Raw genomic sequence first — 18,802 nt, 5'->3', positions numbered from 1 at the left:
TACCCGCCGGCGCAGCTGGGATTGGTTACCGTTACAGGGTGACCGGCACGAACGGGTACGACGCCTTCGAGGGTGCGGGTGACCTGCTGCGCGCGCTCTCGGCCCCGATCCGGCTCGCGATCGTCAGCGAGCTGGCCGAGGGCGAACGCTGCGTGCACGAGCTGGTCGAGAAGCTCGGCGCGCCGCAGCCGCTGGTCTCCCAGCACCTGCGGGTGCTGCGGGGCGCCGGGGTGGTGCGCGGGTCGCGGCGCGGCCGGGAGATCGCGTACGCGCTGGTCGACGACCACGTCGCGCACATCGTGGCGGACGCGGTCAGTCACGCCGGTGAAGGGTCGCACTGAGCGGGAAATCGGCCACGTGCCGACGCGCCCCTGCCGTGGGACGCTGTCCGGCGTGAAGATCTACGCCGACCGTTTTCCCACCGCCGTCCGCCAGTTCCTCACCGACCTGCTCGTGGTCGTCTGGGTGTACGCGGCGATCCGCTTCGCGCTGTGGCTGCACGACGTGGTCGAGAAGCTCGCCGTACCGGGGCAGAAGCTGGAGGGGGCCGGCGGCGGACTCGCCGACAACCTGGCCGACGCCGGCGGCAAGGTCGGCCGGGTGCCGATCGTCGGCGACGAGCTGACCGCGCCGTTCACCCGGGCCGCCGACGCCGCCCGCTCGGTCGCCGAGGCGGGCCGCGACCAGCAGGAGCTGGTCGGGCAGCTCGCGCTCGGGCTGACCGTCGCGGTGCTGGTGTTCCCGCTCGGCCTGGTGCTGTTCGGCTGGCTGCCGCTGCGCCTGCGCTGGATGCGCCGGGCCGGCGCGGCGAAGGCACTGGCGGGCGTCCCGGCCGGCCGGGACCTGCTGGCGCTGCGCGCGCTGGCCGGTCAGCCGCTGTCGAAGCTGACCCGGATCGCGCCCGACGTCGCCGAGGCGTGGCGGCGCGGCGACGACGCGACTGTCGACGCGCTCGCCGCGCTGGAGCTGCGCGAACTGGGGCTGCGTGGCGGCCGGTAAGGTGTGCCGGTGCTGTACTTCCTGATCGTCGTCGCCGTGCTGCTGCTGGGGTACGCCGGCGTGCTGGTGAGTTTCGTCCGCAAGGGCCGCAAGATCTCGCCGTCGGCGTACCTGGTGCTGGCCGGCCTCAACGGCCTGATCCTGGCCGGCATCCTGGCCTGGGCGATCGCGCGCTGACCGCCCGGCGGCCGCGCTCGGCGGCCGTCCGGGCGGCACGGCCGCCTGGTGGTCCGGTCAGCCGGCGGGCGGGATGCGACGGCGTACGTCCTGCTCGGTGGACGGCCCCGGCTCCCAGCGGGCCACCCAGGGCAGGTCGGCGGGCGGGGTGACGACACCCTCCTCCACCGAGGCGTACCGGCCGGCGACGATCCGCTTGGCGGCGGCCACGTCGACCGAGTCGGTGTTCGACCACAGGCCGGTGAACAGCTCGTCGACGCGCAGCCGCGCCTGACGGCAGAACAGGTCGGCCAGCTCGACGTTCTCCGGGTGCGCGTCCCGCTCGGCGTAGGCCCGGACGCAGACCGCGCTCATCGCGAACAGCTCCGCGCCGATGTCCACCACCCGGCCGAGGAACGCCTGCTTGCGCTCCATCTTCCCCTGCCAGCGGGACATCGCGTAGAACGTCGACCGGGCCAGCTTGCGGGAGGACCGCTCGACGTGGCGCAGGTGCCCGGCCAGCGGCCCGAACTCCTGGTACGCCCCGGGCGTCTGCCCCTTGCCGACGGCGAGCGTGGGCAGCCACCTCGCGTAGAAGGCGCCGGCCCGCGCGCCCGCCTTCGCCTTGCGGCCCAGCCCGGCGTCGGGGTCGATGATGTCGCCCGCGACGGACAGGTGCGCGTCGACCGCCTCGCGGGCGATCAGCAGGTGCATGATCTCGGTGGAGCCCTCGAAGATCCGGTTGATCCGCAGGTCGCGCAGGAGCTGCTCGACAGCGGCCGGCCGTTCCCCCCGGGCTGCGAGCGAGTCGGCCGTCTCGTAGCCGCGGCCACCGCGGATCTGGATCAGCTCGTCGGCGATCCGCCAGGCCATCTCGCTGGCATAGAGCTTGACCAGCGCCGCCTCGATCCGGATGTCGTTGCGGTCGTCGTCGGCGAGCATGCAGGACAGGTCGAGCATGGACTCCATGCCGTACGTGGTGGCGGCGATGAAGGCCAGCTTCTTTGCCACCGCCTCGTGCTCGCCCACCGGGCGGCCCCACTGGACCCGGTCCGCCGCCCACTCGCGGGCCACGTTGAGCGCCCACTTCCCGGCTCCGACGCACATGGCAGGCAGCGAGAGCCGGCCGGTGTTCAACGTGGTCAGCGCGATCTTGAGGCCCTTGCCCTCACCGCCGATCACGTTCTCCTTCGGCACGAACACGTCGTGGAACCGGGTGAGGCTGTTCTCCAGGCCGCGCAACCCGACGAAGGAGTTGCGCCGCTCCACGGTGATGCCGTCGCTGTCGCCCTCCACCACGAACGCGGTGATGCCGCCGCGCCGCCCCTCGCCGGCCGGCACCCGGGCCATCACCACCAGCAGCGTGGCGAGCGTGCCGTTGGTGGCCCAGAGCTTCACCCCGTTGAGCCGGTAGCCGGTGCCGTCCGCGGTCGGCTCGGCGGTGGTGGCGAGCCGGGCCGGGTCGGAGCCGACGTCCGGCTCGGTGAGCAGGAACGCGGAGACCTCACCGGCGGCGAGCCGGGGCAGGAACCGTTCCTTCTGCTCGGGCGTGCCGAACATCTTCAGCGGCTGCGGCACGCCGATCGACTGGTGCGCGGAGAGCAGCGCGCTGACCGCCGGGTTCACCGAGCCGACGAGCATCAGCGCCCGGCAGTAGTGCAGGTTGCTCAGACCCAGCCCGCCGTACTTACGGTCGATCTTCATGCCGAACGTGCCGAGCCCGGCCAGGCCGTGGAACACCTCGTCGGGGATGCGCGCGTCCCGCTCGATCGCCTCGCCGTCCACCTCGGACGTCAGGTACGCGCGCAGCGAGCCGAGGAACTCGTCGGCGCGGGCCACCTCGGCCGGATCGGGGCGGGGCCACGGGTCGATCAGGTCGAGCCGGAAGCGGCCGAGGAACAGTTCCTTGCCGAAGCTGGGCCGGTCCCAGGCCGACTCGCGGGCGGCCTCGGCGACCTGCCGGGCCTCCTTCTCGGAGACCTGGCCCGCCTCGGCGGGCAGCGGCCCCGCGCCGTCTGGTGACTCGGGCCGGCTGTTCTGTGTCGTGGTCACGGCTGCCTCCTCGTCGGTCCGGCTGCGTCGACGCGTTCGACGAAAACGACGCTACCCCCGGGTGTTACCCAGGGGTAGCGCTGCGTGCACGTCCGATTTGGCGGACGGTCAGTCGGTGAGCGTCTGCGGGTTGTCGTCCTCGTCGTCGATGTCGTCCTCACCCCAGTTGCGCCGGCTGAACGGCAGGATGGCCCAGAAGATCAGGAACCAGAGGCCGGTGAGCGCGCTGAGCAGGAACGCGATCGGCCGGTCCAGCACGAAGTCGGTGACCAGCAGGACCGAGCTGACCATCGCGATCAGCATGAAGAACAGGCCGCCGGTGGCCATCCGGTGGGCGAACCGGACCAGCTCCGGCTTACGCCCCTGCCGGAACAGCGCCCGGTGGAACGCGACCGGAGAAATGATCATCGCGGCGGACGCGGCGGCGGTCAGCAGCGCCACGATGTAGACGTCGCGCTGGAACTCCGTGGTCCGGCCGAACCCGTTGCTGAACGGCAGCGTCAGCAGGAAGGCGAAGAGAATCTGCACGCCGGTCTGCGCGACCCGCAGCTCCTGCAACAGATCGGCGAAGTTGCGCTGCCAGCGCTGCTTCTCGGATTCCTTGGACACTCGCGGACCTCCCCGGGAGACGGCACGGCCGGCGGGTGAACGCCCACCGGCAGGACCGCCTGTGCCCCGTACGGATGATCACGAAACCGGTTCAGGAACCGCGGCGGATCCGGCCCGCGTACCGTGCCTCCAGCTCGGCGTTGTGCTCGTCGCCGCCGGTGATGTTCGCGGACAGGTAGACCGGCGGGCGCTGCCCCGCCGCGACCAGCCGGGCCACCACCTCGGCGACGATCTGCTGGGCGAGCAGCGCCGCGGTGATCGAGGAGACCGCGCCGACCGCGCCGCCGCCCGGCAGCGGCAGCGTGGCGTCGCCGTACGGGGCGCCGTTGTCCAGCACCACGTCGGCGAAGTCGGCCAGCTTGCGGCCGGACGGGTGCCGCGAGGTCATCCGCGCCGAGTGCTGTGCCGACGTGATCGCCACCAGGCCGTGCCCGCGTTCCTTCACGATGGACGCGAACTCGACCATCGCCCCGTTCACGCCCGAGTTCGAGGCCAGCACGAACACGTCCTGCGGCCGGATCGGCGCCAGCTCGTAGAGGCGGTGCGCCACCGCCGGGTCGCGTTCCAGCTTCGGGCCGAGCACGTCGGCCGGGTCGCCGCCGATCAGCACCAGGTCACGCAACGCGATCCGGTTGGTGGGCACCAGCCCGCCGGCCCGGCCGGCGATCTCCATGGCCAGCGCCTCGGAGTGCCCGGTGCCGAACGCGTGCACCACACCGTCGGCGCGCAGCGCCGCCGCGATCAGGTCGGCCGCGTCGGCCACGTTCTGCCGCTGCTCGGCGGCGACCCGGCCGATCGTCTCGGTCACCACCGCCAGGTACGCCTCGGCGCTCACCGTCATGCCTCCTCCGTTCCCGCGCATCGGGCGAGGATCGCCTCGGCCAGCGGGCCGGGCGCCTCGTCCGGGATCCAGTGGCTGACGCCGGACAGCGTCACGAACCGGTAGTCACCGGTGACGTGCGCGGCGCACGCCTGCGCGGCCGTCCGGCCGATCGCCACGTCCTTGTCGCTCCACACGAACGTGGTCGGCACCCCGACCGGGGCGACCGCCTTCATGTCCGCACCGGTCATCGCGCGGTACCAGTTCAGCGCCGCCGTCAGCGCGCCCGGCTCGCGCATCGGCTCGGCGTACCGGGCCACCACGTCGGCGTCGCCCACTCCGCTCAGCAGCTTGCGCAGCGTGGCGCCGTTCCACGCCAGCAGCACCTTCTCCGCCGTACCGGGCTTGCGGAACAACGCGATGTAGGCGGACTTGGCCTTCTGCCGCGGGTCGGTGGCGAGCGCGTGGCCCATCGCGGCCGGGTGCGGCACCGACACCGCGGTCAGCGTCCGCACCCGCTCCGGGTGCGCCGCCGCCAGCCCCCACGCCACGATCGCGCCCCAGTCGTGGCCGACCACGTGCGCGCCGGTCACCCCGAGTGCGTCGAGCACCGCGGCCGCGTCGGCCACCAGCTCCGGAATCCGGTACGCCCCGACGTCGGCCGGACGCGCGCCGGGCGAGTAGCCGCGCTGGTCGAGCGCGTACGTGCGCAGCCCGGCGGCGTGCAGCGCGGGCGTGACCGCGTCCCACTCACCGGAGTGCTGCGGGAAGCCGTGCAGCAACAGGACCGGGTCACCGTCCTCGGGGCCGCCGGCGCGTACCTCGAACGTCAGTCCCCGCGCATCCACCAGCATGATCGCCACCATACCGACACTCGCCCTGCTGGGCCGGGGCCCGTGGTCGGTGCTAGCGTCTGCGACGAGACAACTTCACATCCGACAGGGGAGCGCACAGCGCTGAGAGTGCGGGCCGGTGCCCGCAGACCCTCGAACCTGATCTGGGTAATGCCAGCGCAGGGAGTTCGGTCGACCTCCAGCCGCGTCGCCGTCCGGTGACCACCGGGCGCGGCGTGCGTCTTCTCCTGGTTCACCTCGACGAACTGGGAGCCAACCGTGAACCACACCGACAGCAACCGCTGGCGTACCGTCGACATCGTCGTCGCCTCGGTCATCGCCGTCGCCTTCGGCGTCGTCTTCTGGGCCTGGGGCCTGCTCTGGAGCGCCACCGACGCGGCGTTCGCGTTCTTCCCGCCGGCCCAGGCCGTGCTCTACGGCGTGTGGCTGATCCCGGCGGTGCTCGCCGGCCTGATCATCCGCAAGCCGGGCGCCGCGCTGTACTGCGAGACGGTGGCCGCGATCATCTCCGCCCTGCTGGGCAGCCAGTGGGCGAGCATCGTGATCCTCCAAGGGCTGATGCAGGGCATCGGCGCCGAGCTGGCCTTCGCCGCGTTCCGGTACCGCTCGTTCCGCCTGCCGGTGGCGGTGCTGGCCGGCGCGCTGACCGGCCTCGGCGCGGCGATCTTCGACTTCGTCTACTGGAACAAGGCGTTCGACTTCGCCTCCTACCGCCTCCCGTACGCGCTGATCACGATCGTCAGCGCCACGATCGTCGCCGGTCTCGGCGCGCACGTCCTCACCCGCGCGCTGGCGAACACCGGCGTCCTGGACCGCTTCCCCGCCGGCCGCGACCGAGCCCTGGTCTGACGCCTCCATCGTGTCGATCATGAAGTTGGCGGCCGTTTCGGCACCCGTCATCGCCGTCAACCTCATGATCGACGGAGAAGAGGGGGTGGGTGGGCGGTGAGCGGGGTGGTGCTGCGGGGGTTCGGGTGGCGGCACGGGGGACGGAAACGCTGGGCTCTGCGCGGGGTGGATCTGCGCGTGGAGAGCGGCGAGCGGGTGCTGCTGCTCGGACCCTCCGGCGCCGGTAAGAGCACGCTGCTGGCCGCGCTGGCCGGGCTGCTGCCGGAGGACTCCGGCGAACAGGAGGGCACCGTCGAGATCGACGGGCTGGACCCGCGCAAGGCCCGCGAGCGCGTCGGCATCGTCTTCCAGGACCCGGAGACCCAGCTCGTGATGGCCCGCTCCGGCGACGACGTGGCGTTCGGGCTGGAGAACCGTGGCGTACCCGCCGGGGAGATCTGGCCCCGCGTCGACGAGGCGCTGCACCGGGTCGGCTTCCCGTACGACAGGGACCGCCCCACCGCAGCGCTCAGCGGCGGCGAGCAGCAGCGGCTGGCGCTGGCCGGCACGCTCGCGCTGCGCCCCGGGCTGCTGCTGCTCGACGAGCCCACCGCCAACCTCGACCCGGCCGGCGCCACCCTGATCCGCCGCGCCGTCGCGAACGCGCTCGACCCGGACACCACGATGGTCCTGGTCGAGCACCGGGTCACCGAGGCACTGCCGCTGGTCGACCGCGTCGTCGTGCTGGAACCCGGCGGCGGGGTGCGCGCCGACGGGCCGCCCGAGGCGGTCTTCGCCGCGCACGGCGACGCGCTGGCCGCCGCCGGGGTCTGGGTACCCGGCCACGTCGCGCCACCCCGGCACGCCACCACGCCGCCCGGCGACGTGCTGCTCACCGCGAAGCGGCTCGGCCTGCCGCCCCGGCTCGACCCCACCGATCTCCGGGTACGCGCCGGCGAGGCGCTCGCCGTCCTCGGCCCCAACGGCGCCGGCAAGTCCACACTGGCGCTGCTCCTGGGTGGCCTGCTGAAGCCCGGCACGGGCGCCGTCACCGCGTCGGCGGAACTCGCCGGGCGGGACGCGCGTACTCCCCCGCACCGCTGGCGGGCACCCGCGCTGGTACGCCGGATCGGTTCGGTGTTCCAGGACCCGGAACACCAGTTCGTCACCGCCACGGTCCGCGACGAGCTGGCGCTCGGCCCGCGCCGCACCGGCCGGCCCGAGTCGGCGGTGACCGCCACCGTCGACGAGCTGCTGCACCGGTTGCGGCTGGACCGGCTGGCCGGCGCCAACCCGTACACCCTCTCCGGTGGGGAGGCGCGGCGGCTGAGTGTGGCGACGGCCCTGGCCACCGCGCCCCGCCTGCTCATCTGCGACGAGCCCACGTTCGGCCAGGACCGGCGGACCTGGCTGGAGCTGGTCGACCTGCTCGCCGAGCTGCGCGACGCCGGGCACGGCGTGGTCGCGGTGACCCACGACGAGGACTTCGTCGCCGCGCTGGCCGACACGACGCTCACCCTGCACCGCTCCCCCGACGGGGTGGCCACGTGATCGGCCTCGAACCGGTCGCCGCACCCGGCGCCCCGCTGGCCCGGCGCAACCCGGTGGCGAAGCTGGCCGCCGCTGTGGTCTTCACGCTGATCCTGGTGGCGACGCTCGACCCGGTCGCACCGGCCATCGCCATCGCCGTCGAACTCGCGGTGCTGCCGCTGTTCGGGGTCCGCTACCGGGTGCTGGCCCGCCGGGCCTGGCCGCTGCTCGCCGGTGCCGCCGGCATCCTGATCACGCTGGTGCTCTTCGCGGCCGACCGCTCCGGCCGGGTGCTGGTCGAGGCCGGTCCGGTCCTGGTCACCGAGGGCGTTCTCGTCACCGCGCTGGGCCTGGTGCTGCGGATGCTCGCCGTGGCGCTGCCCGGCATCGTCGTGTTCGCCACCACCGACCCGACGGACCTGGCCGACGCGTTGATCCAGAACGCGAAGACGCCCGCCCGGTTCGCCATCGGGGCGCTCGCCGCGTTCCGGATGGTGCCGCTGCTGGAACAGGAGTGGCGGATGATCAGCATGGCCCGCCGGGCCCGCGGCGTGGACGCCGGCCGCAACCCGGTGGCGAAGCTGCGGCTGTTCGCGTCCACCGCGTTCACGCTGCTGGTGGGCGCGATCCGGCGGGGTACCCGGCTGGCCGTGGCGATGGACGCCCGGGGCTTCGACGCGGGTCCGCCGCGCACCGTGGCCCGCCCGCAGCGCTTCACCCGCGCCGACGCCCTGCTCGTGGCGGGCGCCGCGCTGCTGGCCGGCGGTGCCCTGGCCACAAGCATCGCCCTGGGCACCTTCCGCCCCTTGATCGGCTGACCCCGGGCCCGCCCCGCCTCCCCGTCCCCGCCGCCCTCCCCCGCCCGCCCTCGCCCCGCCCACCCTCGCCCCGTTGATCATGAAGTTGACGGCACCGGTTGCCCGTTTTGTCGCCGCCAACTTCATGATCGACGGGGCTGGGGGAGATCTTGGTACGGGATGGCGCCTCTAGGGGCCGGAATCGTCCAAGATCTCCGGGGGACGCCCGGGCAGGCCCCCGATGAGGGGCCTGCCCGGTGAGCGGCTGACCGGGAAAGGGCTGTCGGTCAGCTGCGGCGGAAGGCGTAGAACCGGGTCTGGCCGGCGCGCTGACTACGCCCGGTGATCCGGGCCTGCCGCCCTGCCGGTGGGCCGGACCGGGGCGGCGTCGCGGATGCGCCCGGCAGGACCGGGGTCTCCAGGGACTCCGAGGGCGGCACCGTGTCCGGGGGCACGGCGGACGCCACCGGCTCCGTGGGGAGCACCACCGCGGGTGGCGTCACCGTGAGCGCGTCGAGCTTCGGCGGGGTCACCTGCGGCGACGACTGCTTGCGGGACTTCTTCGGATTGCGCTTCGCGGGCATTCGCGGGCCTCCTGTCGTGCGGGCGCGCCGACCGGGACGCGCCGAGCGGGGGCTCCGGTGCGTTCCGATCACGACAGACACCGCGACCGACGGTGGCGGGGAAGGAATGCGGACGCCCGGAGCAGGACGGGTCCACGGCACTGGCGGCGGTGGACCGGGCTCGGAGGTGGGGCGTCACTTACGCATGCGGCAACGCTATCCCGCCGCCCGGAGACCCGCACCCGATTTACCGGGAGAGAACGCGAACGCGCCCGCGCGAGACGCACGGCCACCCGGCGATCACGCCCTGTCGACGTCCCGGCCCGCTCCCCCGGCGACCGCGATACGGTCGCAGAACGGCAGCACGAACGAGAGGTGGCGGTACGCATGGCAGAGCAGGCGACGGCGCAGATCGGGGTCACCGGTCTGGCGGTGATGGGCCGCAACCTGGCCCGGAACCTGGCCCGCAACGGCTTCGCCGTGGCGGTGCACAACCGGTCGCCGGAACGTACCCGGAGCCTGGTCGCCGAGCACGGCGACGAGGGCACGTTCGTGCCGTCGGAGTCGCTCGCGGACTTCGTCGGCTCGCTGGAGCGGCCCCGCGCGGTGATCGTGATGGTGAAGGCCGGCGCGCCCACCGACGCGGTGATCGACGAACTGGTCCCGCTGCTGGAGGAGGGCGACATCGTCGTCGACTGCGGCAACGCGCACTTCGCCGACACCCGCCGCCGGGAGGAGGCGCTGCGCGCGCACGGGCTGCACTTCGTCGGCACCGGAGTGTCCGGCGGCGAGGAGGGCGCGCTGCTCGGTCCGAGCATCATGCCCGGCGGGTCGGCCGAGTCGTACCGCAAGCTCGGGCCGATCTTCGAGAAGATCGCCGCGCAGGTGGACGGTGAGCCCTGCTGCCGGCACATCGGGCCGGACGGCGCGGGCCACTTCGTGAAGATGGTCCACAACGGCATCGAGTACGCCGACATGCAGCTCATCGCCGAGGCGTACGACCTGTTGCGGGCCGGTCTGTCGGCGAGCCCGGCGGAGATCGCGGAGATCTTCCGGGAGTGGAACGGCGGCGAGCTGGGGTCGTTCCTCATCGAGATCACCGCCGACGTGCTCGGCCACACCGACGCGGCCACCGGCCAGGCGTTCGTGGACATCGTGCTCGACCAGGCCGAGCAGAAGGGCACCGGCCGCTGGACCGTGCAGAGCGCGCTCGACCTCGGCATCCCGATCACCGGCATCGCCGAGGCCACATTCGCGCGGTCGCTGTCCGGGCACGCCGACCAGCGCGAGGCAGCCCGCCGGGTGTTCGCCGACGCGGGTGAGAAGTGGCAGGTGGACGACCGGGACGCGTTCGTCGAGGACGTGCGCCGCGCACTGCTCGCCAGCAAGATCGTCGCGTACGCGCAGGGGTTCGACCACATCCGGGCCGGCAGCCGGGAGTACGACTGGGACATCGACCTGGGCGGTACGGCCACCATCTGGCGGGGCGGCTGCATCATCCGGGCCGGTTTCCTGGACCGGATCCGGGAGGCGTACGACGCGGAGCCGGACCTGTCGACGCTGCTCGTCGCGCCGTGGTTCGCCGAGCGGGTCAGCGACGGCGTACCGGCCTGGCGACGGGTGGTGGCCGACGCGGCCCGGGCGGGCGTGCCGGCCCCGGCCTTCGGGTCGTCGCTGGCCTACTTCGACGCGCTGCGGGCGCAGCGGCTGCCGGCCGCGCTGATCCAGGGCCTGCGGGACGACTTCGGAGCGCACACCTACCACCGGGTGGACCGGGCCGGCTCGTTCCACACGCTCTGGGCGGGCGACCGCTCCGAAGTGGAGGCGTGAGCCGCGCAGACAGCCCCGCCGGACGGTTCACCAGGCCCGCTGACCGTCCGGGTCGGGCGCCCAGCCGGCGGCCGGCTCACCCGACGCCAGTTCGCCGATCTCACCGGAGCGGACCGCCGGGGTGTGCCCGAGGTCGGCGCACCACCGCTGGGCGACGTCGGCGCACAGTGCGGCCACCGCGTCCCGGCGGGCCGGCTCCACCAGGTCGGCGGCGGCCAGGGCAGCAGTCATCTCGTACCGGAGATCGCGCATCCTCCACCCCCGTGGTGGGCGCGCACCCGGCGGCGCGCCCTGCGCCGATCGTAGAGCGGAACGCCCCGCGCCCGGCGGGAAAGCCGGATGCGGGGCGTCACGGTCGGGCCGGACGGCGCGGTCAGAAGAACCGGCGACGCCTGGCCTTCTGCGGCCGGATCAGGTCGGCGCCCTTGGTCAGCAGACGGCTCACCCCGGACGGGCCACGACGGGCCTCCAGGGTGTGGCTGAGCCGGCGCGCGCCGGCCGCCGCCAGCGGCACGGCGACCGCCATGACCGCCCACTGCGCGATCCGCTTCTGAATCATGTGGTTCACCTCCGCGTTTGCTGTCTGGAGGTATCGGTACCCAGCGCGGCCCGTCGGTAAGCGTGACCTCAGGCGCCCGGGGCGACCGGGTTGGGCAGGGCGCCGCCGAAGCGGCGGTCGCGCTGGGCGTACAGCTCGCAGGCGTACCAGAGGTGACGGCGGTCGAAGTCGGGCCAGAGCGTGTCCAGGTAGACCAGCTCGGCGTACGCGGTCTGCCAGAGCAGGAAGTTGGAGATGCGCTGCTCGCCGGAGGGGCGCAGGAACAGGTCGACCTCGGGCACCTCGGGGTGGTAGAGGTAGCGCGCCACCGTCTTCTCGTTCACCTTGGCCGGGTCGAGCCTGCCGGCCGCGACGTCGCGGGCGATCCCGGCGGCGGCGTCGGCGATCTCCGCCTGGCCGCCGTAGTTGACGCAGAACTGCAGCGTCAGCGTCGAGTTGCCGCGCGACATCTCCTCGGCGGTCTGCAACTCGGAGATGACGCTCTTCCACAGCCGGCCGGCACGGCCCGACCAGACCACCCGGACGCCCAGGTCGACGAGCTGGTCGCGGCGGCGGCGGATGACGTCCCTGTTGAAGCCCATCAGGAAGCGGACCTCGTCCGGCGAGCGCCGCCAGTTCTCGGTGGAGAACGCGTACGCCGACAGGTAGGGGATCCCCATCTCGATCGCGCCCTCGACGGCGTCGAACAGGCTGTGCTCGCCCTGCTCGTGCCCCTTGGTGCGGGGCAGCCCGCGCTCCTTGGCCCAGCGGCCGTTGCCGTCCATCACGATGGCGACGTGCCGGGGCACCGCGGCGGGCGGCAGCGCCGGCGGACGGGCGCCGGAGGGGTGCGGGGTCGGCGGCACCGGCTCGCGGCGGGTCGCCCTCGTCGATCGGATCACTCGGTCATCTCCCTGTTCACTCCGGCGACGGGCCCGGCGCCGGAGCGCGGCGGGACCACATCCGGCCCCGCGCCGCCGGGCGACGGGACCGCGCCGGCCGCCGGGGCACCCCGGTCGACCAGCGGCAGCGAGCGTAGCGCGCGCTCCAGATGCCACTGGAGGTGCGCCGCGACCAGTCCGCTGCACTCCCGGCGTACGCCGGTCTCTGCGGCGTCGGCGTACCCCCAGTCGCCGGAGGTCAGCGCGGACATCAGCTCCAGCGTGGCGGGCGCGGGGTGGGCGGCGCCGGGGGGCCGGCAGTCCGGGCAGACGGCGCCGCCGGCCGGTACGGAGAACGCGCGGTGCCGGCCCGGCTCGCCGCACACCGCGCAGGCGGCGAGCGCCGGCGCCCAGCCGGCGAACGCCATGCCGCGCAGCAGGTACGCGTCGAGCACGAGCGTGGTGGCGTGTTCGCCCCGGGCCAGCGACTTCATCGCGCCGAGGGTGAGCTGGAACAGCCGCAGCGACGGCTCGCGCTCGACCGGGGTGAGTCGCTCGGCGGTCTCGGCGATCGCACTGGCCGCCGTGTAGCGGGGGTAGTCGCCGAGGAACCGCTTGCCGTACAGCTCGATCGCCTCGACCTGGCTGACGGTGTGCAGCGAGCTGCCCTGGTTGCCCTTGGGATCACCGGCGAGCTGGAGGTCGACGTGCCCGAACGGCTCCAGCCGCGCGCCGAACCGGCTCGTGGTGCGCCGCACGCCCCGGGCGACCGCGCGCAGCCGCCCGTGCCGGCGGGTGAACAGCGTGATGATGCGGTCGGACTCGCCCAGCTTCTGCACACGCAGCACCACCGCGTCGTCGCGGTAGAGCTGTCGGCGGTACCCGGCCATCAGGCCATTCTCCCTCCGGGTGCGATCTCAGGGTCGGCTCGGGGTGGACGGTCGGGCGATCCCCGATGTGCCGGGCGTCGGGCCGGACCTAGTGTGCTGGCCATGGCTTCGCTCCGCACCGCTCCCCGGCTACGCAGCGCTTTCCGGCTACGTGGCGCTTTCCGGCTACGTGGCGTGGTGGCCGCCACCGCGGCCACCACCCTCATCGTCCTCGCCGGGTGTGACACCCTCTCGTTCCGCCGCCTCGACTTCGACCAGACCGAGCGGACGAAGATCACGAAGATCACGGTGGACGACGACGGCGCCGGCGACGTCGTGGTCCGGGCGAACGGCCCCGCCGACCAGGTACGCATCAAGCGCGTGGTCCGCTACCAGGGCGACGAGCCGACCAGCCGGTACGAGATCAAGGGCGACGAACTCGTCCTGCCCACCGACTGCGGGCACCGGTGCAGCATCTCCTGGGAGGTGACCGCGCCGCCCGGCGTGGTGGTGCGCGGCGGCACCGGCTCGGGCAACGTCGACCTCAGCGACGTCGGCGCGGTGGAGTTCACGCTCAGCTCCGGCGACCTGACCATCAGGGGCGCCACCGGCGAGGTCCGCGCCTCCACCACGTCGGGCAACATCCGGGTCGTCGAGGCGGCCGGCCCGGTGCGGCTGCGTGCCCGCTCCGGTGACATCGAGGCCCGCCGGCTCGCCTCCGCGATCGACGCCGAGACCACGTCCGGCAACATCGTCGTCGAGCTGGACCAGCCGGCACCGGCCCGGGTGCACGCCACGAGCGGAGACGTGGACCTGGCCGTGCCGGCGGGCCGCTACCGGGTGCGCGCCACCGCGACGTCCGGCGACACCGACGTGCGCGTCACCGACGACCCGACCGCGTCGGTGCAGCTCGAAGCGTCCGCCACCAGCGGCAACGTCACGGTCAGCACCCGCTGAGCGGACGGCGCACCTGGGCGGGCCGCGCCCGGTGGCCGCTCAGTCGCCGCCGGGCGTGTCCCGCCGGGCCGCCCGGACGCCGTCGCCCCGGCCGGGGTCCTCGGCCGGGCGGCGCGGCGCCGGCACCCGCGCCCCGACGCTCACCAACGCGTCCTCCGCCCCGGCGGGCGCCGGGCTGGCCGGGGCGGCCGCCGCCCGGTCGGCCACGGTCCGCCGCGGCCTGCCGGGGACCAGTTCGGGGGTACGCCGGGCTGCGACGTCCTCGGCCCAGCCGACCAGAAGCGTCACCAAGCCGACGAGCGCGAAGACCAGCCCCACCCGCAGCCACAGGCCCACCGGGTCGCGCGGCGACCAGCCGACCAGGCCGACGAGCGGGGTGAGGAGCACCACGAACGGCATGTGCCAGAGGTAGATCGTCAGCGCACGCCGGTTCACCACCGTCACCGCCCGGCCGAGCGCCGGCACGCGGTCGACCCAGGTCACCCCGGCCGGGGCCCGGCCGATCGCCACCAGGATGAACGCGGCCGACCAGAGCGCGTTGCCCAGCGGGATGTCGTTGATGTCGAATCCGCGCGGGCCCGGATGGGTGACGATCCAGGCCAGCCCGGCGGCGCCGACCGCGGCGGCCACCGGCAGCAGCACCCGGTTGCGCATCCGGCGCAGCAGCCCGTCGTGGTGGGCGAAGCCGAGCAGCCAGGCGCCGAAGTAGAGGCCGAACTCGCGCAGCACCGTCGGCGGGTTCGCCAGGACGCCGATCTCGATCGCGACCAGCAGCAGGTACGGGGCGGCGAGCGTGGGCAGCGGCGCCCGGCGGAACAGCCAGAGCACGAACGGCGAGGCGAGCACGAACCACAGGTAGTCCCGCAGGTACCAGATGGGGCTGAGCGCCAGCCCACCCCAGTAGTTGGCCGGCGGGTCGCTGATCGGGAAGAGCCAGAGCAGCACCTTCGGGCTGAACGTCAGCCCGGTGAGCAGCATGGCCGGCACGAAGACCGCGGCCACCACCCACAGCGACGGCAGGAGGCGGCGCAGCCGGCGCCCGACCGCGCGTACCCCGCTGCGGTCGAGTGACGCCGCCATCAGCGACCCGGCCAGGGCGAACATCACCGACATCGCCGGAAACACCAGCGTGAGCGTGGCGTAGCCGGTGACGTGGTAGGTGACGACTCGCAGGATGGCCAGGAAGCGGAGCAGGTCCAGATAGCGGTTTCGCATCAGCTCACGGCGGGTCCGGGGGCAGAGACAATGGTCCCTACCCTGCTCCGGGACGCTGTGAAACAGCCAAGAACACCTATGGAAAGTGAGATGTCCCATAGGTCTGGCTGATCCTGATCACCGACCCCCGGGGCCCGCCCCGGCCGCCTGTCAGAAGCCCAGCTTGCGCAACTGCTTCGGGTCGCGCTGCCAGTCCTTCGCCACCCGTACGTGCAGGTCGAGGTAGACCCGGGTGCCGAGCAGCTCCTCGATCTGCCGCCGGGCGGTGGTGCCCACGTGCTTGAGGCGGCTGCCCCGATGGCCGATGACGATGGCCTTCTGGCTCGAACGCTCCACGTACACGTCGGCGTAGATCTTGGTGAGGTTGCCCTCCGGGATCATCTCCTCGACCACCACGGCGATGGAGTGCGGCAGCTCGTCGCGTACGCCCTCCAGCGCCGCCTCGCGGACCAGCTCCGCCACGAGCACCTGCTCCGGGTCGTCGGTGAGCATGTCGTCCGGATAGAGCTGCGGCGAGGGCGGCAGGTAGCCGGTCATCACGTCGACGAGCGTGTCGACCTGATGGCCGGAGACCGCGCTGACCGGCACCACGTCGGCGAACTCGCCCAGCTCGCTCACCGCGAGCAACTGCTCGGCCAGCCGCTTCTTGTCGACCAGGTCGGTCTTGGTGACCACAGCCAGCACTGTTGCCTTGAGGCTGGCCAGCTCGCCGGTGATGAAGCGGTCACCCCGGCCGACCGGCTCGTTCGCCGGTACGCACAGGCCGATCACGTCGACCTCGCTCCAGGTCTCCCGGACCAGGTCGTTGAGGCGCTCGCCGAGCAGCGTGCGGGGCCGGTGCAGACCCGGGGTGTCGACGAGTACGAGCTGCGAGTCCGGCCGGTGCAGCACCGCCCGGATGATGTGCCGGGTGGTCTGCGGCTTGTTCGAGGTGATCGCGATCTTGGTGCCGACGATCGCGTTGGTGAGCGTCGACTTGCCGGCGTTCGGCCGCCCGACGAAACAGGCGAAACCGGCCCGGTAGGGGCGCGCCTCGGGGGTGGTCACTCGACCACCGTGCCGAGGACGGTGCCGTCCGGCGCGGCCACGTGGACCGGCGCGTCGGCGGAGAGGTCACGCACCGCGGCGTGCCCGGCCCCGTCCAGCGTCGACGCCTCGGTCACCACCACAGCGGCCTCCAGCCGGCTCGCGCCCGCCGCCACCGCCGAGGCGACAGCGAGCTGGAGCGCGGTCAGGGTCAGCGACGGCAGCGCCACGCTCGCCGCCGCGTACGTCCGGCCGTCCTGGTCGCGGACCGCGGCGCCCTCCACGGCCGCCACCCGGCTCCGCGCCCCCCGGGCCAGGACGACCAGCTTGGCGTCCTCGGCGCTCAGCTCGGCCGGGTCGGCGGGGGTGGGCATGGCGGCCGGTACGGCGGGTGACTCAGGCATCGGCGGGTTGCCTCTCCTCGGAACGGTTGTTGTCGCCACGGGAATCGGGCGGATCGCTTCGGTTGGTGCCCTCCGGCGCGTCACCCCGGTCGACCCGGCTCACCAGAACCGTGTCTATCCGGTTGCGCCGGCCGGTCGTGCCCTCGGCCACCAGCCGCAGGCCGGCCACCTCGGCCTCGGCGCCCGGGATGGGCACCCGGCCGAGCGCCTGGGCGAGCAGGCCACCGACCGTCTCCACCTCGTCGGTGGGCAGCTCGGTGTCGAACAGCTCGCCCAGATTCTCCACCGGCAGCCGCGCGGTCACCCGCACGGCCCCGTCCGGCAGGTGCTCGACCGGCGGGCGCTCGACATCGTACTCGTCGGTGATCTCCCCGACGATCTCCTCCAGGATGTCCTCGATGGTGACCAGCCCGCCGGTGCCGCCGTACTCGTCGACCACGATGACCAGGTGGTTGCGGGCCGCCTGCATCTCGGAGAGCAGGTCGTCCACCGGCTTGGACTCCGGCACGAACGTGGCCGGGCGCATCAGCTCGGCCACCGGCATCTGCCGGGCGGCCTGGTCGCCCTGCACCCGCCGGATCAGGTCCTTGAGGTAGAGCACACCGAGCACGTCGTCGACGTTCTCGCCGATCACCGGGATGCGGGAGAACCCGGAGCGCAGGAACAACGCCAGCGCCTGCGCGAGCGTCTTGCGTTCCTCGATCCACACCATCTCGGTACGCGGAACCATCACCTCGCGGGCGATGGTGTCGCCGAGCGCGAAGACCGAGTGGATCATCTGACGCTCGCCGTGCTCCACCACGCCGCGCTGCTCGGCCAGGTCGACCAGCTCCCGCAGCTCCACCTGGGTCGCGAACGGCCCCTCACGGAAGCCCTTGCCGGGGGTGACCGCGTTGCCGATCAGGATCAGCAGCGAGGCCAGCGGGTTGAGCGCGCGGCCCAGCCAGCGCACCAGCGGCGCGACCGCGCGGCCGACCGCGTACGCGTGCTGGCGGCCGATCGTCCGCGGGCCGACACCGACCACGACGAAGCTCACCACTGTCATCGCGCCGGCGGTCACCAGCGCCGCCCGCCAGCCCGCGCCGAACGTGTCGACAGCCACCAGCGCGACGAGCGTGGTGGCGGTCAGCTCGGCCAGCAGACGCAGCAGGAGCAGCAGGTTCAGATGGCGGACCACGTCACCGGCGACCGCCTGGAGAGCACGCCCGCCGCGGGCACCGTCCCGGGTCAGCTCCGCGGCACGGGCCGGCGAGACCGCTGCGAGCGCCGCCTCGGTCATCGCGATCAGGCCGGCGAGCACCACCAGCCCGGCGGCGAAGACCAGGAGTTGAAGATCAGGCAGACCGGCGGGGGTGCGGACCGCCGCCAAGGTGTCCATCACCGCGACCGGGTCGACCGCCAGCTGGCCAGCAGCCGGGCCTGGAGACCGAACATCTCCCGCTCCTCCTCGGGCTCGGCGTGGTCGTAGCCCAGCAGGTGCAGCACGCCGTGCACGGTGAGCAGGTGCAGCTCGTCGGCGGCCGAGTGCCCGGCCACGGCGGCCTGCTTGGCCGCCACCTCCGGGCAGAGCACGATATCGCCGAGCAGGGCGGGCTCGCCGCCGGCCGGGTTGCTCTCCCCCGGGCCGTGGTCGACGCTGCCCTCGTCCATGGGGAAGGCGAGCACGTCGGTCGGGCCGTCGCCACCCATCCAGCGGTGGTTCAGCTCCGACATGTATTCGATGTCGACGAGCAGCACGGACAGCTCGGCGAGGGGGTTGACCCCCATCTCGTCGAGGGCGTGCCGCGCGACGGCGAGCACGGCGTCGGTGTCGACGTCGACACCCGACTCGTTGGCGATCTCGATGGACAACTGTCTTCCTCTGATGATGTGAC

The 18,802-nt window shown here is 73.3% G+C and carries 22 protein-coding genes and 1 riboswitch; of the genes, 8 read left to right on the top strand and 14 right to left on the bottom strand.

Annotation, left to right across the window (positions count from 1 at the left end; genetic code table 11):
- The first annotated feature begins 38 nt into the window (after positions 1–38).
- Genes ML5_RS17295 through ML5_RS32375 form a run of 3 tightly spaced genes read left to right on the top strand, consistent with a single transcriptional unit; the run spans position 39 to position 1,176 of the window.
- Entirely contained in the window at positions 39–341 is a 303-nt protein-coding gene (locus tag ML5_RS17295) for a metalloregulator ArsR/SmtB family transcription factor (RefSeq protein ID WP_013287947.1), read from the top strand.
- Positions 342–393: 52 nt separating this feature from the next.
- Positions 394–999, top strand: coding sequence for a hypothetical protein (locus ML5_RS17290; RefSeq protein ID WP_013287948.1), 606 nt, complete (start codon positions 394–396; stop codon positions 997–999).
- Positions 1,000–1,008: 9 nt separating this feature from the next.
- Positions 1,009–1,176: a hypothetical protein gene (locus tag ML5_RS32375; protein WP_013475535.1), complete on the top strand. Its 168-nt coding sequence runs from the start codon at positions 1,009–1,011 to the stop codon at positions 1,174–1,176.
- Between the two features lie 57 nt (positions 1,177–1,233).
- Here the strand turns inward: ML5_RS32375 and ML5_RS17285 are convergent, their stop codons facing one another.
- From ML5_RS17285 to ML5_RS17270, 4 genes are all read right to left on the bottom strand, one after another.
- Positions 1,234–3,207, bottom strand: coding sequence for an acyl-CoA dehydrogenase family protein (locus ML5_RS17285; protein WP_013475534.1), 1,974 nt, complete (start codon positions 3,205–3,207; stop codon positions 1,234–1,236).
- A gap of 108 nt (positions 3,208–3,315) precedes the next feature.
- Positions 3,316–3,816, bottom strand: coding sequence for a DUF6328 family protein (locus ML5_RS17280; RefSeq protein WP_013287951.1), 501 nt, complete (start codon positions 3,814–3,816; stop codon positions 3,316–3,318).
- 91 nt (positions 3,817–3,907) lie between these two features.
- Positions 3,908–4,657: a sugar isomerase domain-containing protein gene (locus tag ML5_RS17275; RefSeq protein WP_013287952.1), complete on the bottom strand. Its 750-nt coding sequence runs from the start codon at positions 4,655–4,657 to the stop codon at positions 3,908–3,910.
- On the bottom strand, positions 4,654–5,490 hold the full coding sequence (locus tag ML5_RS17270) for an alpha/beta fold hydrolase (RefSeq protein ID WP_176739780.1): 837 nt from the start codon (positions 5,488–5,490) through the stop codon (positions 4,654–4,656). Before ML5_RS17270 ends, ML5_RS17275 begins: the two co-directional genes overlap by 4 nt.
- A gap of 76 nt (positions 5,491–5,566) precedes the next feature.
- Positions 5,567–5,673: riboswitch (TPP riboswitch) on the top strand.
- A 75-nt stretch (positions 5,674–5,748) separates the two neighbouring features.
- Between ML5_RS17270 and ML5_RS17265 the strand changes: the two genes are divergently transcribed.
- The 3 genes from ML5_RS17265 (at position 5,749) to ML5_RS17255 (ending at position 8,666) form a co-directional block, all read left to right on the top strand.
- On the top strand, positions 5,749–6,339 hold the full coding sequence (locus ML5_RS17265) for an ECF transporter S component (protein WP_013475532.1): 591 nt from the start codon (positions 5,749–5,751) through the stop codon (positions 6,337–6,339).
- A gap of 96 nt (positions 6,340–6,435) precedes the next feature.
- Entirely contained in the window at positions 6,436–7,869 is a 1,434-nt protein-coding gene (locus ML5_RS17260; RefSeq protein ID WP_013475531.1) for an ABC transporter ATP-binding protein, read from the top strand.
- A complete protein-coding gene (locus tag ML5_RS17255; protein ID WP_013475530.1) occupies positions 7,866–8,666 on the top strand; it encodes an energy-coupling factor transporter transmembrane protein EcfT in 801 nt (266 codons plus the stop codon). Before ML5_RS17260 ends, ML5_RS17255 begins: the two co-directional genes overlap by 4 nt.
- A gap of 266 nt (positions 8,667–8,932) precedes the next feature.
- Here ML5_RS17255 and ML5_RS17250 read toward each other — a convergent pair whose 3' ends face one another.
- Positions 8,933–9,229: a hypothetical protein gene (locus ML5_RS17250; RefSeq protein ID WP_013475529.1), complete on the bottom strand. Its 297-nt coding sequence runs from the start codon at positions 9,227–9,229 to the stop codon at positions 8,933–8,935.
- Between the two features lie 366 nt (positions 9,230–9,595).
- Here ML5_RS17250 and gndA point away from each other — a divergent pair, with 366 nt between their 5' ends.
- On the top strand, positions 9,596–11,038 hold the full coding sequence (gene gndA / locus ML5_RS17245) for an NADP-dependent phosphogluconate dehydrogenase (RefSeq protein ID WP_013287958.1): 1,443 nt from the start codon (positions 9,596–9,598) through the stop codon (positions 11,036–11,038).
- A gap of 27 nt (positions 11,039–11,065) precedes the next feature.
- Here gndA and ML5_RS17240 read toward each other — a convergent pair whose 3' ends face one another.
- From ML5_RS17240 to recO, 4 genes are all read right to left on the bottom strand, one after another.
- A complete protein-coding gene (locus ML5_RS17240) occupies positions 11,066–11,290 on the bottom strand; it encodes a hypothetical protein (protein ID WP_013287959.1) in 225 nt (74 codons plus the stop codon).
- Between the two features lie 121 nt (positions 11,291–11,411).
- Positions 11,412–11,597, bottom strand: coding sequence for a hypothetical protein (locus ML5_RS17235; RefSeq protein WP_013287960.1), 186 nt, complete (start codon positions 11,595–11,597; stop codon positions 11,412–11,414).
- Positions 11,598–11,665: 68 nt separating this feature from the next.
- Positions 11,666–12,442 (bottom strand): isoprenyl transferase, encoded by a 777-nt coding sequence (locus ML5_RS17230; protein ID WP_030274649.1) that lies wholly within the window; start codon positions 12,440–12,442, stop codon positions 11,666–11,668.
- 32 nt (positions 12,443–12,474) lie between these two features.
- Positions 12,475–13,347, bottom strand: coding sequence for a DNA repair protein RecO (gene recO / locus ML5_RS17225; RefSeq protein WP_013287962.1), 873 nt, complete (start codon positions 13,345–13,347; stop codon positions 12,475–12,477).
- A 102-nt stretch (positions 13,348–13,449) separates the two neighbouring features.
- Between recO and ML5_RS17220 the strand changes: the two genes are divergently transcribed.
- Complete coding sequence (locus tag ML5_RS17220; protein WP_236619222.1) at positions 13,450–14,283, top strand: DUF4097 family beta strand repeat-containing protein; 834 nt, start codon at positions 13,450–13,452, stop codon at positions 14,281–14,283.
- 39 nt (positions 14,284–14,322) lie between these two features.
- Here ML5_RS17220 and ML5_RS17215 read toward each other — a convergent pair whose 3' ends face one another.
- The 5 genes from ML5_RS17215 to ybeY form a co-directional block, all read right to left on the bottom strand.
- Positions 14,323–15,498 carry an acyltransferase gene (locus tag ML5_RS17215; RefSeq protein ID WP_013475527.1) on the bottom strand — a complete coding sequence of 392 codons (1,176 nt, stop codon included), beginning with the start codon at positions 15,496–15,498 and terminating at the stop codon, positions 14,323–14,325.
- Positions 15,499–15,648: 150 nt separating this feature from the next.
- The gene (gene era / locus ML5_RS17210; protein ID WP_013287965.1) at positions 15,649–16,545 is read right to left on the bottom strand and encodes a GTPase Era; all 897 of its coding nucleotides are present in this window, start codon (positions 16,543–16,545) and stop codon (positions 15,649–15,651) included.
- Positions 16,542–16,928, bottom strand: coding sequence for a hypothetical protein (locus ML5_RS17205; protein ID WP_013287966.1), 387 nt, complete (start codon positions 16,926–16,928; stop codon positions 16,542–16,544). The genes era and ML5_RS17205 overlap by 4 nt, the downstream gene beginning before the upstream one ends.
- Positions 16,921–18,330, bottom strand: coding sequence for a hemolysin family protein (locus ML5_RS17200; RefSeq protein ID WP_174361814.1), 1,410 nt, complete (start codon positions 18,328–18,330; stop codon positions 16,921–16,923). The genes ML5_RS17205 and ML5_RS17200 overlap by 8 nt, the downstream gene beginning before the upstream one ends.
- Entirely contained in the window at positions 18,306–18,779 is a 474-nt protein-coding gene (ybeY, locus tag ML5_RS17195) for an rRNA maturation RNase YbeY (protein WP_013287968.1), read from the bottom strand. Before ybeY ends, ML5_RS17200 begins: the two co-directional genes overlap by 25 nt.
- Positions 18,780–18,802: the final 23 nt, after the last annotated feature.

This window comes from Micromonospora sp. L5 (assembly GCF_000177655.2).
In the GTDB taxonomy this organism is placed as follows: Bacteria; Actinomycetota; Actinomycetes; order Mycobacteriales; family Micromonosporaceae; genus Micromonospora; species Micromonospora aurantiaca.
The sequence above is the reverse complement of the archived record's forward strand: the minus strand, read 5'-3'. Positions and strand labels throughout refer to the sequence as shown.